We start from the raw sequence: 12868 nt of genomic DNA on the forward strand, positions 1-12868 counted from the left end.
AGATCGCCGCCTCCCGGCTCACCGAACGGGGCGCCACCCGGGCCGACGACAAACTCTCCGAAGCCGCGATGGAAGACCGCAAGCGCGAAGGGTACTTCTGATGACTGTCGACACACTGCGTCTCGCGACCGCCGGCTCGGTGGACGACGGCAAGTCCACCCTGGTGGGACGGCTCCTGCACGACTCCAAGTCGATCCTCACCGACCAGCTGGAGGCGATCGTCCGGGCGTCGCGCGGCGAGGTCCCCGACCTGGCGCTGCTCACCGACGGCCTGCGGGCCGAGCGCGAGCAGGGCATCACCATCGACGTGGCCTACCGCTACTTCGCCACCGCCCGGCGCCGGTTCATCCTCGCCGACACCCCCGGCCACGTGCAGTACACCCGCAACATGGTCACCGGCGCCTCCACCGCCGAACTCGCCGTCGTCCTCGTCGACGCCCGCAACGGCGTCGTCGAACAGACCCGCCGCCACGCCGCCGTCGCCGCCCTGCTCCGCGTCCCCCACGTCGTCCTCGCCGTCAACAAGATGGACCTCGTCGACTACGCCGAGCCCGTCTTCGCCGCCATAGCCGAGGAGTTCACCACCTACGCCTCCGAACTCGGCGTCCCGGAGATCACCGCGATCCCGATCTCCGCCCTCGCCGGAGACAACGTCGTGGAACCCTCCGTCCGGATGGACTGGTACGGCGGACCCACCGTCCTGGAACACCTCGAAAGCGTCCCCGTCGGCACCGACCCCTCCCTCCTCCCGGCCCGGTTCCCCGTGCAGTACGTGATCCGGCCGCAGACCGCCGAACACCCCGACTACCGGGGCTACGCCGGCCAGATCGCCGCCGGGGTGCTGCGCGTCGGGGACGGCGTCACCGTGCTGCCCTCCGGCCGTACGACGCGGATCGCCGGGATCGACCTGCTCGGCCGTCCCGTCGACACCGCGTGGGCGCCCCAGTCCGTCACGCTGCTGCTCGCCGACGACGTCGACGTCTCCCGGGGGGACGTGATCGCCCCCTCCGACGCCGTGCCGCACACCACCCGGGACATCGAGGCCACCGTCTGCCACCTCCACGAACGCCCGATCCGACCCGGGGACCGGGTGCTGCTCAAGCACGGCACCCGGACCGTCGGGGCGGTGGTCGGGGAGCTGCCGCGGAAGCTGGACCCGACCCGGCGGGACGGCCGGCACGAGCGGCCGGACAGCCTCGGCGTCAACGACATCGGCTCCATGGTGCTGCGCACCTTCGAACCGCTGCCCCTCGACCCGTACGCCCGCTCCCGCCGCACCGGCTCGTTCCTCCTGATCGACCCGGCCGACGGCGCCACGCTCACCGCCGGCATGGCCGGATGACGACGGGCACGGCCCGGCCGGCGGCCGCGGGCCGCCGGTGACCGCCGGTCAGCCGGTCAGCACCGCCTCGGACTCCGGGACCGGGGCGGTGGCGGAAGCCTCCGGGGCGGTGAACTCCGGCATCACCTCCCGGGCGAACAGCCGCATGGTGCGCGCCGACTCCTCGTACGGCATGTTGCCCGAGATCACCTGGAGGCTGACCGTGCAGTCGCCGTACCACTCCCGGATCCTCCGCACCTGCGCCCGCACCTGCTCGGGCGAGCCGACCAGGGCCTTGCCCTCGTCGACCTGCTTGTCGAAGTTGGCGCTGTTCACCTTGGCCACGATGCGCTGGTAGCCGTCGTAGTCGCCGCTGCTGGTGTGGGCCCAGGCCGACACCGCCTCCACCATCTTGGCGTTGGTGTGGGCCGAGTAGCCGCGGCCGAGCTCGCGGGCGGCGGCCGCGTCCTCGTGCAGATAGCTGCTGTAGCTGAGGTGGATCTCGCCGCCGGCCGGGTCGTGGCCGGCCTCCGCGCGGGCCCGCCAGTACAGGTCGATCATCTCGCGGGTGCGCTCCGGCTTGTTGATCGAGGGCACCAGCATCAGCCCGCGCCCCGCCCGCCCCGCCGCCTCGCAGGACTCCGGGGTGATCGACGCGGCGACCAGCACCTTCGGGTGGGGGCGCTGGGCCGGGCGGGGCAGCAGGGTGACCGGGCCGAAGCGGTGGAAGCGGCCGCCGAAGACCACGTCCTCGCCCGCCCAGAGGCGCTCGCACGCCTCGACGCCCTCCTCGAAGCGCTCGCGGCTCTCGTCCATCGGGATCTCGAAGGCGGCGAACTCGTCCGGCAGGAAGCCGCGGGCGAAGCCCACGTCGAGCCGGCCGTGGGAGAGGTTGTCCAGCATGGCCAGCTGCCCGGCCAGCTTCACCGGGTGGGTGAAGGCGGGGATCACCGCGCCGGTGATCAGCCGGATCCGCCGGGTGCGGGCGGCCGCGGCGGCGAGGAAGGTCGCCGGGTCGGGGCTGTACCCGCCGTAGTCGAAGAAGTAGTGCTCGACCGTCTTCACGTGGTGGAAGCCCAGCTCCTCGGCCAGCACGGCCAGGCGCAGCGCGTCGTCGAAGTGCTCGACCGCGCCCTTGTCGGCGGGCCCGGTGGTGGGGAAGAGGTTGATTCCGAACTTCATGGCTTCTCCGGGGGCCTAGGGGGTGGTGACGAGACGGTGCGCGGACGGCGTGTCGTACGTCCGCCGGTAGTACGTCAGGGGGGTGGCGTCCGGCGCGTGGCCGCCGTGCTCGATGCTGCCGACGAGGACCCAGTGGTCGCCCACGAGTTCGGCGGTCCGCAGCCGGCACTCGGCGACCGCCACCACGTCCTCGGTGAGGACCGGGGCGCCGCAGGCGTGCGGGGACGGGGTCCAGGACGTGCCGGTGAACTTGTGCTCGTCGGAGGAGGCGAAGCGGTCGGCGAGCGCGCCGCGGCCCGCGGCGAGGAAGTTCACCGCGAAGCCCTTCGCGTCGAGGACGGCCGGCAGGGTGTGGGACCCGCTGTCGGCGCACACGAGCAGCAGGGGCGGGTTCTTGGACACCGCGGTCACCGCGGTGCAGGTGAACCCCTTCGGGCCGTCCGCCCCCGCAGCGGTGACGACGGCTACGGAACTGGAGAGCGCTCCGAAGATGCTCCGGAACTGCTCGGGTTCGACAGGCATGGACGCTCGCCCCCAGAGGTGTGGCCTGAGACCTGGACGGATACTGGACCCGAGCAGCGTGTCAGGGGCGGCTGGAGCGCAGGTCGAGACGGGATGGCCCCGGTCAGGAGCGGCCGGTCACCCGGTCGAGGGCCCGCCGCAGCTGCGCCGTGGCGTTGGCGTGCAGGACGAGGGGGACGCCGGGCGGCATCACCCGCGCGGCCAGCACGAGCCGCTCCACCCGGCTGGTGATCAGCGCGAAGCGGAAGCCGGCCAGGATCTCGTAGTAGGGCAGCGGGGCGAGGGGGCGGCCGAGGAGCTCGCCGTAGCGCTCCGCGGTCTCCTCGGGGCCGGGCAGCCCCGCGAGCCGTTCGCCGCCGACGCCCTCGCTCAGGAAGCGGTCCATCCACAGGAACCAGCCGAGGTCGACCTCGGCCGGTCCGAGCCCCGTCATCTCCCAGTCGAGCAGCGCCGAGGGCCGCAGGTCCTCCCCGTAGACGACGTTCCCGAGCCGGGCGTCGCCCCACAGCAGCCCCGGCGGGCCGGGCTCCGGGGGCAGGTGCGTCCGCAGCCAGGACAGCGCCTCGGTGAGCACGGGGTCGCCGGCGCGGCCGAAGAACCCCATGTGCCGCGCGTAGTGCGCGAGTTGCTGCGCGGTCCCGGGCGGTCCGCCCTCCGGCGGGGCCGTGAAGCCGAGGCCGAGCCGGCGGGCGTCGAGCCGGTGCACCTCGGCCATCGCCTCCAGGGTCGCCCACCACAGCCGGGCGCGGTCCTCCGGGGGCAGCTCGGCGATCCAGCCCCGCCGGTGGTACGAGGGGAAGTCCGGCGGCACCCTGCCGGGCACCAGGTCCATGACGAGGAACGGGCCGCCGAGCAGGCGCGTGGAGGGCTCGCAGTGGTGGACGGCCGGGACCGGGACGCCGGTCTCGCGGCCGAGGATCCGCAGCAGCCGGTACTGCTCGGCGATCCTCGGCTCCGGGTAGACGCGGGTGTCCCACGGGGCCGCCCTGACCACGAACCTCCGCTCGGTGCCGTCGGGTTCCTCGGCCGTCACGAACAGGGTCAGGGCGGCGAAGCCGGTGGCCGTGGGCCGCTCGGTGCCGGTGATCCGCAGGCCGTCGAAGGGGGGCACCCCGGCCAGGGCCGCGGCGTACGCGGAACCGGCCGCGGCGTGCCGGGCGGTGGCGGGGCCGGCCGTGTCGGGAAGGGCCGTGTCGGGAAGGGCCGCGGTCTCCCGCGCGGTCGTGGTCTCCTGCGAGGTCGTTGTCTCCTGGGCGGGCGCGGTCATCGCCGTACCGCTTCCAGGGGCTCCGGGGCCCCGTGGGGGGCGAGCAGGTCGAGCGAGAGGGCCGCGTCGCGGGCGGTCTCCACGCTGAGCGCCGGGTTGGCGGCGAGGATCGCCGTCTGCAGGTGGCGCAGCCGGGGCGAGGGCTCCAGGCCCAGCTCGTCGTTCAGCCGCTCGCGGAGCGTGTGGTAGACGTCCAGGGCCTGGGCCACGCGCCCCGACCGGTACAGCGCCAGCATGTACTGGGCGTGCAGGCTCTCGTGCGTCGGGTGGTCGGCCGTCAGCGCGCGCAGCTCGCCCAGCAGCCGGTGGTGCAGGCCGAGGCGCAGCTCCGCCTCGACGCAGCGCTCGAACGTGGTCAGCCTGGTCTCCTCCAGGCCCGCGATCCGCGCCTCCAGGCGCGGTCCGGCCGGCACGTCGACCAGCGTCGGTCCCCGCCACACCGCGAGCGCCGCGCGCAGCGCGTCGGCCAGCGCCCGGTCGTCGCCGGACGTCTGGGCGGCCCGGGCGTCGCCCATGTGCCGCTCGTAGCGGTGCAGGTCGAGGCCGCCCGGCTCGACGTCGATCAGATAGCCCTGGTGCCGGGTGACGAGGATCCGCTTGGCCTCCTCGGCGGTCGCGACCGAGGGGCAGCCGGCGAGGGCGCGCCGGATGTGCAGCACATAGGTGTGCAGGGTCTGCACCGCGCTGCGCGGTGCCCGCGTCCCCCACAGTTCCTCGATGCATATCGAGGCCGGTACGGGGGTGTTCGCGTTCAGCAGCAGCAGCGCGAGGAGCTGACGCGTCTTGGGTGCGGACGGAAGATGCGAGATTCCACCGTCATTCATGACGACAGGGCCGAGAACTCCGAATTCCACGAGGTCTCCTCAGGAAGGTGATGGCCGGTGCATCCGAGAACGACCGCGACGCTAGCAATCCGCTCGGACGGATGTCCATGCTCGAAGTAACGCTCTGACCAGGGGCATTGGTCCGGTCGAACGTACCGGTCGGCCGGATTTGTCGGGGAGTCGGTGAAAGCCCAGGTGAGGGACGATGGAGGGGTCCTCGCGCATAGGGAGTGACGAGATCTGTTCCATGCGTTCTCACGTGACCTTCCAGCGACCGCTCCTAGTGTTTTCCGGGTCGGACACCCTCCGGATGGGAGTTACTTCTGTGGTTGTATTCATGAACCGCCTCACGATGATCGGGGAGCCCTCGGAGTTCGAAAGGATCTACGCGGAGATCGGTAAAATCATGAGCGCCCGCCCGGGCCTCATCCGGTTCCGGCTCGTCCGCTCCACCAAGGAGGCGGACGTCTACTTCAACATCGCTGAATGGGAGTCCGAGGAGGCGTTCCAGGACGCCCTCAGGACGCCCGAGTTCCGCGCCCAGTTCGAGCAGCTGCTGCCGATCATCAAGGGCGATCCGCACGTGTGCGAGGTCGTCCAGGAGGGTCTGCCGGCGGTCCATGCCTGACCTCGGCCCGGAGCGGGTCGCCGACGGCGTGCACGCGTGGGTCCAGCCCGACGGGGGCTGGTGCCTGAACAACGCGGGTGTCGTCGTCGGCGACCGTTCCGTCCTCCTCGTCGACACGGCCGCCACCCGGGCCAGGGCGGAACGGCTGCGCGACGCCGTGCGCGGTCTGACCCCGCTGCCGGTGCGGACCGTCGTCAACACCCACCACCACGGCGACCACACCCACGGGAACCTCGTGTTCTCGGACGGTGCGGTCGTCGTCTCGCACGAGCGGACCCGCGCCGAGATGGCGGAGCGCGGGCTCGCCCTGACCAAGGTGTGGCCCGACGCGGACTGGGGCGACCTCGACGTCGTCCTGCCGGACCTCACCTACGCGGACTCCCTGTCCGTGCACCTCGGCGGGGGCCGGACCGCCGAGCTGCTGCACCCCGGCCCGGCCCACACCACCAACGACACCGCCGTGTGGCTGCCCGACGCCGGGGTGCTGTTCGCCGGCGACTTGCTGATGTCGGACTGCACCCCGTTCGCCCTGATGGGCTCCGTACGGGGGCTCGTGCGGGCCGTCGGCCGGCTGCGCGCCCTCGGTCCCCGCAGGATCGTCTGCGGCCACGGGCCGGTGTGCGGGCCGGAGGTGTTCGCGGTGACCGAGGCGTACCTGGCCCGGGTCCTCGACCTCGCCGCGTACGGTCTGCGCCGCGGCCGGGACCCGCTGGCCGTCGCCCGCGAGGCGGGCCACGGCGAGTTCGCGGACCTGCGGGACCCCGAGCGCCTGGTGGCCAACCTGCACCGGGCGTACGCCGAACTGGAGGGCGCGCCCGAGGGGGCGTACCTCCCCTCGGCCCCGGTGTTCCGCGAGATGGTGGAGCTCAACGGCGGACGCCCCCTGACCTGCCTCGCCTGAGGCCGGCCGGGGGCGTCGCCCTCGGAGAAGCCCCGGAACACCGGTTCCGGGGCTTCGTCGCGCACCGGCACGCGTGCGCGTACCGCTGTGGCGCCGTACTGCCGTACCGCCGTACCGCCGTGCCGAAGCCCGGGGACGTGCCCACGCGCGTACGTACCGCCGTGCCGCAGTCCGGGTACGTGCCCACGCGCGTGTGCGTACCGCCGTGGTCCGGCCGTACGCACACGCCCCTGGGTCACACCGCCCCGTCGTGCTCCACCAGACGGTGGCGGATCCGCAGCCGGCCGTCCTCCCCGCGGACCAGCAGGTCCTCGCCGGGAGCGCTCAGGTGCGGCCGCGGGTCGCCGCCGTCCGGGACCTCGAAGACCAGGGCGTAGAACCGGCAGCGCCAGGTGCCGGGCTCCTCGCCCTCGTCCACGATCAGCATCCCCAGCCAGTGGCGCCGGGTCACCGGACGGGCCGCGAGCCGGTCCAGACCGACCCGCATCCGGGCCACGATCTCCGCGCGCCCGCGCCAGGGCTCCGGCTTGACGTTCTGCGCGAAGACGCCGTCCTCGGTGAACGTCTCGGCCCACTCCTCGGCCCGGCCCTCGTCGAGCAGCCGCATCTGCCGGGCGTAGAAGTCCTGGACCTCGACCTGGATCTCCGGCGGCGCGGGCCGCACCGGCCCGGCCGTCCGCACGGGCGCGCTCACAACGCCTCCACCAGGCTCGCGCGGGACTCCGCGTACTCCTTGGCCAGGCCCAGCGTGGCCAGGCTGTTGGTGCCGAGCGCCTTGCGGACGTACGCCTTGGCGTCGGCGAGCGTGCGGTCCGCGCCGAGCACGGCCGTCACCTTCCCGGGGATGACCGTCACCGTGTGCCGGGACGTGGCGACCACGCCGTCGGCGGTCTCGGTGAACGTCCACAGGCCGGTGTGCGCGGCGAGCAGGCCGGGCAGGACCAGCTGCTTGTAGACGATGCGGTCCGGGGCGAGGCTCAGCCGGACCGAACGGGTGGTGTGGACCGAGCCGTCCGGCGCCCGGGTGTCCATCTCCAGGACCTGCACCCCGCCCGGCTGCTCGGTGAAGTCGACCCGGGCCACGTGCGGGAGGCGCTCCTGCCAGGCGTCCGCCCGGTCCACGAAGTCGAACAGGTCGGCGGCCGAGCCGGCCACCGTGACCGAGTCCTCGAAGGAGAAGGTCACCTCCTCGCCGTCCGCCACCGCGTTCTCCACGAGGTCCTTCAGCCGGGCGAGTTCGGCCGTGCTGTTGCTCTCGACGGCCCGCGCGATCCACTCCCGGTGCTCGGGGGAGTCGTCCACGGCCCGGTAGTCGTGGGTGAGGCGCACGAGGGTGCCGCCGTCACCGGACGGCTCGGCGAACCAGTCGCCGCCCATGGCCGCCACCGGGTGGGCGCTGAGCTGCTGCCGGAAGCCGACCCGCAGGTTCTGCGGGTCGAGGGTGCGGCGCGAGGTCCAGTCCTTGACCTCGCCGTTGGCCCGCGCCCACAGGTGGATCAGTTCCTCGCTGGTGCCGTCGTCGTGCGTGACGGTCTCCAGGACCTCCGCGTGGACGGTCGGGGTGAACGCGGCCGGCCACCGGGTCACGTCGGCGATCACCGCGTAGACCTCGGACGGCGGGGCGTCGACCAGGACGGTGTGCTCGGTGTGGTGCTCCACTGCTGCTGACATCTGCTGCGTGTCCTCTCGCTCCTCGACTGCGGTGCGGTCAGTAGTTGCCGAGTCCGCCGCAGACGTTGAGCGCCTGCGCGGTGATGGAGGCCGCGACGTCGCCCGCCAGGTAGCCCACCAGGCCCGCCACCTCCTCCGGGGTGGAGTAGCGGCCCAGCGGGATCTTGGCGTTGAAGCGCTCCTGCACGTCGTCGACCGTGGTGTCCCAGGCGGCGGCGTAGCCCTGCCGGACCCGCTCGGCCATCGGGGTCTCGACGTAGCCGGGGCACACGGCGTTGACGGTGATCCCGGTCTTCGCCAGCTCCAGGCCCACCGCCTTGGTGAAGCCGATCACCCCGTGCTTGGACGCCGAGTACGGCGCGCCGAGCACCACGCCCTGCTTGCCGCCGGTGGAGGCGATGTTGATGATGCGGCCGCGGCCGCCCTCCCGCATCCCGCCGGTGGAGAGCACCTCGCGGGTCGCCCAGAAGACGCTGTTGAGGTTGGTGGCCATGACGTCGAGCCACAGCTCGTCGGCGATGCCGGCGGTGGGCCCGCCGCCGCTGCGGCCGGCGTTGTTGACCAGGACCCCGACCGGGCCGTGGCGCTCGACGGCGGTCCGGACGAAGTCGTGCACCGACGCGGGGTCCCGCACGTCCGCGGCGACGCCGTCGGCGTCGATCCCCTCCTCGCGCAGGGTCTTGACGGTGGTGTCGACGTTCTCCCGCGTCCGGGAGCACAGGAACACCCGGTGGCCGTCCCGGCCGAGGCCGCGCGCGACCGCCAGTCCGATGCCGCTGGTGGCACCGGTGACCAGGGCGAGCCGCTGAACCGTTTCGGGCATGATGGTCCTTCCGTTCGGGGTACGGGCGTCGGTGGGCGGCCGGGTCACGGCCGGAGCAGGATGCGGCCGAGCTGGGCGCGGTCCTCGATGATCCGGTGGGCGGCGGCCGCCTCGGTGAGCGGCAGCTCGGCGTGCACGTGCACCTTCAGCCGGCCCTCGGTGACGTGGGCGATCAGCTCCTGCAGACCGCTGCGGATGTCGTCCGGGCGGTGCTGCCACCACTGGTCGAGGCCGCAGCCCACGACGTGCTTCATCGGGATCAGGCGCATCGCCGGGACCTGCGGCAGGGTGCCGCCGGAGGCGCCGTAGAAGACGAGCCGGCCGAACGGCTTGAGCACGTCCAGGCCCGCGAGCAGGACGTCGCCGCCGACGCTGTCGAGGATGACGTCGACGCCCTCGCCGTCGGTGGCCTTGAGGACCTCGTCGGTCCAGCCGTCCGTGCTGTAGTCCACGACGACGTCGGTGCCGTGCTCCCGCGCGAAGTCGGCCTTGGCGGGCGAGCCGACCGTGCCGATCACCCGGCCCGCCCCGTAGTGGCGGACCAGCTGGGTCATCAGGTGCCCGATGGCCCCGGCGGCCGCGTGCACGAGCACGGTGTCGCCGGGCTGGATGCGGGCCGTCTTCAGGACGCACAGCGCGGTCTGCGCGGGGGACGCCAGGATGCTGGCCTGCGCGGCGTCGACGCCGTCCGGCAGCGGCGCCAGGAAGGTGGCGTCCGCGAGGACCAGGTCCGCGTACGCGCCGCCCATCACGGGCGCCGCCACGCGGTCCCCGACGGCGACCGTGGTCACCTCGGGACCCACCTCCTCGACCCGCCCCACGACGTCGCCGTTGGGCGTGGCCGGCAGCGGCGGCGGGAACGGTCCGGTGCCCCTGCGGCGCTGCGTCTCGACGAAGTTCACGCCGATCGCCTCGGACCTGATCAGGACCTGCCCGGGGCCGGGGGAGGGCACCGGGACCTCCTCGACGGTGAGCACCTCGGGGTTTCCGTAGCTGTGGTAGCGGATGGACCGCATGTGTGGCCTCCATGGGTGGTCTGCGAGCCTGACCGGACCGTAGGGCGGCGTGCTGGAGGCTCGCTCGCCGTCCCGTGGAGAGCGCCGGGCACCGTGCGGCGTGCAGCCTCCCTCCAGTCCGGCTCCATGGCCCGGTGCCACCGTCGAAGCACCAACGACAGGTCGCAACGGGAGGAGTACGGATGACTCGACGAGTCGTCATCACGGGACTGGGGGTCGTCGCTCCTGGCGGAATCGGCGCGAAGGCGTACTGGGACGTACTGGCGAACGGCCGCACCGCCACCCGCGCGATCACCTCCTTCGACGCCTCCCGCTACCGGTCGCGGATCGCCGCCGAGTGCGACTTCGACCCGGAGGAGTCGGGGCTCACCCCGCAGGAGATCCGGCGCATGGACCGCTCGGCGCAGTTCGCGGCCGTCGCCGCCGACGAGGCCGTGGCCGACAGCGGCCTGCTCTTCGCGGACCTGCCCCCGCACCGCACCGGCGTGGCCATCGGCACCGCCGTCGGCTGCACCACCAGCCTGGAGAAGGAGTACGTGGTCGTCAGCGACGGCGGCCGCAAGACCCTCACCGACCACCGCTACGGCGTCCCCCACCTCTACGACTACCTGGTGCCCAGCTCGGTCGCGGCCGAGGTCGCCTGGCGGGTCGGCGCGGAGGGCCCGGTCAACACCGTGTCCACCGGCTGCACCTCCGGCCTCGACGCGGTCGGCCACGCCACCGCCCTGATCCGGGAGGGCTCCGCGGACGTCGTCGTCGGCGGCGCCACCGACGCCCCGATCTCCCCCATCACCCTGGCCTGCTTCGACGCGATCCGGGCCACCTCGCCCCGCAACGACGACCCGGCCCACGCCTCCCGCCCCTTCGACCGGAGCCGCAACGGCTTCGTCCTCGGGGAGGGCGCGGCCGTCTTCGTCTTCGAGGAGCTGGAGCACGCGCTGCGCCGCGGCGCCCACATCCACGCCGAGGTGGCCGGCTTCGCGACCCGCAGCAACGCCTACCACATGACCGGGCTGCGCTCCGACGGCGCCGAACTGGCCCAGGCCGTCACCGCCGCGCTCGCCCAGGCCCGGGTCGAGCCCGGGGCGATCGACTACGTCAACGCCCACGGGTCCGGGACCAAGCAGAACGACCTGCACGAGACGGCCGCCATCAGGAAGAGCCTCGGCGAGCACGCCCGCACCACCCCGGTCAGCTCGATCAAGTCGATGATCGGGCACTCGCTGGGCGCCATCGGCTCCCTGGAGGTGGCCGCCTGCCTCCTGGCGATGCGCCACGGCCTCGTACCGCCCACCGCCAACCTCCACGACCCCGACCCGAGCTGCGACCTCGACCACGTGCCGCTGACCGCGCGCGAGACGCCGGTCCGCTCGGTCCTCAGCACCGCCAGCGGCTTCGGAGGTTTCCAGAGCGCCGTGGTCCTCACCGGCAACGGCACCGAGAGAGGAGGAGTCGCCCCGTGAGCGGCACCCCGTCCACCGCGGTCGTCACCGGCATCGGTGTGGTCGCCCCCAACGGCCTCGGCACCGAGGAGTACTGGGCGGCGACCCTGCGCGGCGAGAGCGGCATCGGCCGCCTCACCCGCTTCGACCCCACCCAGTACCCCTCCCGGCTGGCCGGCGAGGTCAGCGGCTTCGACCCGTCCGAGCACCTGCCGGACCGGCTGCTGCCGCAGACCGACCACATGACCCGGCTCGCGCTGACCGCCGCCGACCTGGCGGTCCTCGACGCGGGCGCCGGACCCGACGAGCTCCACACCCTCGGCGCGGGCGTGGTCACGGCCAGCGCCTCCGGCGGCTTCGAGTTCGGCCAGCGCGAGCTGGAGAACCTGTGGAGCAAGGGCAACGAGTACGTCAGCGCCTACCAGTCCTTCGCCTGGTTCTACGCCGTCAACACCGGCCAGATCTCCATCCGCAACGGCATGCGCGGACCGAGCGGCGTGCTCGTCGCCGACCAGGCCGGCGGGCTCGACGCGGTCGCGCACGCCCGCAGGCAACTGCGCGGCGGCTCCTCGCTGATGGTCACCGGCGGCGTCGACTCGGCGCTGTGCCCCTGGGGCTGGACCGCGCAGATCGCCACCGGGCTGCTCAGCACCTCGGAGGACCCGGCCCGCGCCTTCACCCCGTTCGCCGACACCGCGAACGGCTACGTGGCCGGCGAGGGCGGCGCCATCCTCGTCCTCGAACCGGAGGAGTCGGCCCTCGCCAGGGGAGCCCGCCCCTACGGGTCGGTCGCCGGGCACGCCGCCACCTTCGACCCGCCCCCGGGCAGCGCCCGCGGCCCCGCCCTGCGGGCCGCGATCCTGGGCGCCCTCGCCGACGCCGGGTGCGCGCCCGGAGACGTCGACGTGGTGTACGCCGACGCGGCCGGCCTGCCCGACAAGGACGCCGCCGAGGCCGCGGCGCTCCGCGAGGTCTTCGGCCCGTACGGCGTCCCGGTCACCGCCCCCAAGACGATGACCGGACGCCTGTACTCGGGCGGCGGACCGCTCGACCTGGCCACCGCGCTGCTCGGCTTCCGGGACGGCGTGATCCCGCCGACGGTCAACGTGGCCATGGCCGACCCGGCCCACGAGGTCGACCTGGTCGTCGGGGAGCCGCGCGCGGCGGACGTCCGCACCGCGCTCGTCCTGGCCCGCGGGCACGGCGGTTTCAACTCCGCGATGGTGCTGCGCGCCCCGGCCGCCCGCCGCACCCCGACCCCCTGAACCTCC

General features: G+C 73.5%; 13 protein-coding genes and 1 pseudogene. 6 read left to right on the plus strand and 8 right to left on the minus strand.

Annotated elements, in window-relative coordinates; all coding sequences use genetic code 11:
* Together ADL08_RS36770 and ADL08_RS22300 are read left to right on the plus strand one after the other, a co-directional pair.
* Positions 1-101, plus strand: a pseudogene (locus ADL08_RS36770) (sulfate adenylyltransferase small subunit); the annotation flags it as partial.
* Positions 101-1342, plus strand: coding sequence for a sulfate adenylyltransferase subunit 1 (locus ADL08_RS22300; protein WP_053645733.1), 1242 nt, complete (start codon positions 101-103; stop codon positions 1340-1342). The pseudogene ADL08_RS36770 and the gene ADL08_RS22300, both read left to right, overlap by 1 nt.
* Before the next feature lie 48 nt (positions 1343-1390).
* Here the strand turns inward: ADL08_RS22300 and ADL08_RS22305 are convergent, their stop codons facing one another.
* From ADL08_RS22305 to ADL08_RS22320, 4 genes are all read right to left on the minus strand, one after another.
* Positions 1391-2503 (minus strand): LLM class flavin-dependent oxidoreductase, encoded by a 1113-nt coding sequence (locus tag ADL08_RS22305; RefSeq protein ID WP_053645735.1) that lies wholly within the window; start codon positions 2501-2503, stop codon positions 1391-1393.
* A gap of 15 nt (positions 2504-2518) precedes the next feature.
* A complete protein-coding gene (locus ADL08_RS22310) occupies positions 2519-3025 on the minus strand; it encodes a flavin reductase family protein (protein WP_053645738.1) in 507 nt (168 codons plus the stop codon).
* 103 nt (positions 3026-3128) lie between these two features.
* Positions 3129-4292, minus strand: coding sequence for a phosphotransferase family protein (locus ADL08_RS22315; protein WP_053645740.1), 1164 nt, complete (start codon positions 4290-4292; stop codon positions 3129-3131).
* Entirely contained in the window at positions 4289-5116 is an 828-nt protein-coding gene (locus ADL08_RS22320; protein WP_234352228.1) for an AfsR/SARP family transcriptional regulator, read from the minus strand. Before ADL08_RS22320 ends, ADL08_RS22315 begins: the two co-directional genes overlap by 4 nt.
* Positions 5117-5453: 337 nt before the next feature.
* Here ADL08_RS22320 and ADL08_RS22325 point away from each other — a divergent pair, with 337 nt between their 5' ends.
* Together ADL08_RS22325 and ADL08_RS22330 are read left to right on the plus strand one after the other, a co-directional pair.
* Positions 5454-5744 (plus strand): antibiotic biosynthesis monooxygenase family protein, encoded by a 291-nt coding sequence (locus ADL08_RS22325; protein WP_234352229.1) that lies wholly within the window; start codon positions 5454-5456, stop codon positions 5742-5744.
* Positions 5737-6645 (plus strand): MBL fold metallo-hydrolase, encoded by a 909-nt coding sequence (locus tag ADL08_RS22330; RefSeq protein ID WP_053645742.1) that lies wholly within the window; start codon positions 5737-5739, stop codon positions 6643-6645. The genes ADL08_RS22325 and ADL08_RS22330 overlap by 8 nt, the downstream gene beginning before the upstream one ends.
* Before the next feature lie 235 nt (positions 6646-6880).
* On the opposite strand, the gene ADL08_RS35815 is transcribed toward ADL08_RS22330, so the two are convergent.
* From ADL08_RS35815 to ADL08_RS22345, 4 genes are read right to left on the minus strand one after another with little or no spacing between them, the layout of a single operon-like run.
* The gene (locus ADL08_RS35815; RefSeq protein ID WP_234352230.1) at positions 6881-7339 is read right to left on the minus strand and encodes a nuclear transport factor 2 family protein; all 459 of its coding nucleotides are present in this window, start codon (positions 7337-7339) and stop codon (positions 6881-6883) included.
* The gene (locus ADL08_RS22335) at positions 7336-8316 is read right to left on the minus strand and encodes an aromatase/cyclase (protein ID WP_078968351.1); all 981 of its coding nucleotides are present in this window, start codon (positions 8314-8316) and stop codon (positions 7336-7338) included. The genes ADL08_RS35815 and ADL08_RS22335 overlap by 4 nt, the downstream gene beginning before the upstream one ends.
* Positions 8317-8353: 37 nt before the next feature.
* Positions 8354-9139 (minus strand): SDR family NAD(P)-dependent oxidoreductase, encoded by a 786-nt coding sequence (locus tag ADL08_RS22340; protein ID WP_053645798.1) that lies wholly within the window; start codon positions 9137-9139, stop codon positions 8354-8356.
* A gap of 44 nt (positions 9140-9183) precedes the next feature.
* Positions 9184-10155 carry a quinone oxidoreductase family protein gene (locus tag ADL08_RS22345; RefSeq protein WP_053645744.1) on the minus strand — a complete coding sequence of 324 codons (972 nt, stop codon included), beginning with the start codon at positions 10153-10155 and terminating at the stop codon, positions 9184-9186.
* A gap of 182 nt (positions 10156-10337) precedes the next feature.
* Between ADL08_RS22345 and ADL08_RS22350 the strand changes: the two genes are divergently transcribed.
* Positions 10338-11618: a beta-ketoacyl-[acyl-carrier-protein] synthase family protein gene (locus ADL08_RS22350; protein ID WP_053645746.1), complete on the plus strand. Its 1281-nt coding sequence runs from the start codon at positions 10338-10340 to the stop codon at positions 11616-11618.
* Positions 11615-12862, plus strand: a complete 1248-nt coding sequence (locus ADL08_RS22355; RefSeq protein WP_053645748.1) for a ketosynthase chain-length factor — start codon at positions 11615-11617, stop codon at positions 12860-12862. Before ADL08_RS22350 ends, ADL08_RS22355 begins: the two co-directional genes overlap by 4 nt.
* The last annotated feature ends 6 nt before the right edge of the window (positions 12863-12868 follow it).

Source organism: Streptomyces sp. NRRL F-6492 (assembly GCF_001280125.1).
Classification (GTDB): domain Bacteria; phylum Actinomycetota; class Actinomycetes; order Streptomycetales; family Streptomycetaceae; genus Streptomyces.

Coding starts and splice junctions, on each gene's coding strand:
- ADL08_RS22300 (WP_053645733.1), top strand. CDS start 101: ATGACTGTCGACACACTGCGTCTCGCGACCGCCGGCTCGGTGGACGAC.
- ADL08_RS22330 (WP_053645742.1), top strand. CDS start 5,737: ATGCCTGACCTCGGCCCGGAGCGGGTCGCCGACGGCGTGCACGCGTGG.
- ADL08_RS22335 (WP_078968351.1), bottom strand. CDS start 8,316: ATGTCAGCAGCAGTGGAGCACCACACCGAGCACACCGTCCTGGTCGAC.
- ADL08_RS22340 (WP_053645798.1), bottom strand. CDS start 9,139: ATGCCCGAAACGGTTCAGCGGCTCGCCCTGGTCACCGGTGCCACCAGC.
- ADL08_RS22305 (WP_053645735.1), bottom strand. CDS start 2,503: ATGAAGTTCGGAATCAACCTCTTCCCCACCACCGGGCCCGCCGACAAG.
- ADL08_RS22320 (WP_234352228.1), bottom strand. CDS start 5,116: ATGAATGACGGTGGAATCTCGCATCTTCCGTCCGCACCCAAGACGCGT.
- ADL08_RS22325 (WP_234352229.1), top strand. CDS start 5,454: ATGAACCGCCTCACGATGATCGGGGAGCCCTCGGAGTTCGAAAGGATC.
- ADL08_RS22315 (WP_053645740.1), bottom strand. CDS start 4,292: ATGACCGCGCCCGCCCAGGAGACAACGACCTCGCAGGAGACCACGACC.
- ADL08_RS22350 (WP_053645746.1), top strand. CDS start 10,338: ATGACTCGACGAGTCGTCATCACGGGACTGGGGGTCGTCGCTCCTGGC.
- ADL08_RS22345 (WP_053645744.1), bottom strand. CDS start 10,155: ATGCGGTCCATCCGCTACCACAGCTACGGAAACCCCGAGGTGCTCACC.
- ADL08_RS22310 (WP_053645738.1), bottom strand. CDS start 3,025: ATGCCTGTCGAACCCGAGCAGTTCCGGAGCATCTTCGGAGCGCTCTCC.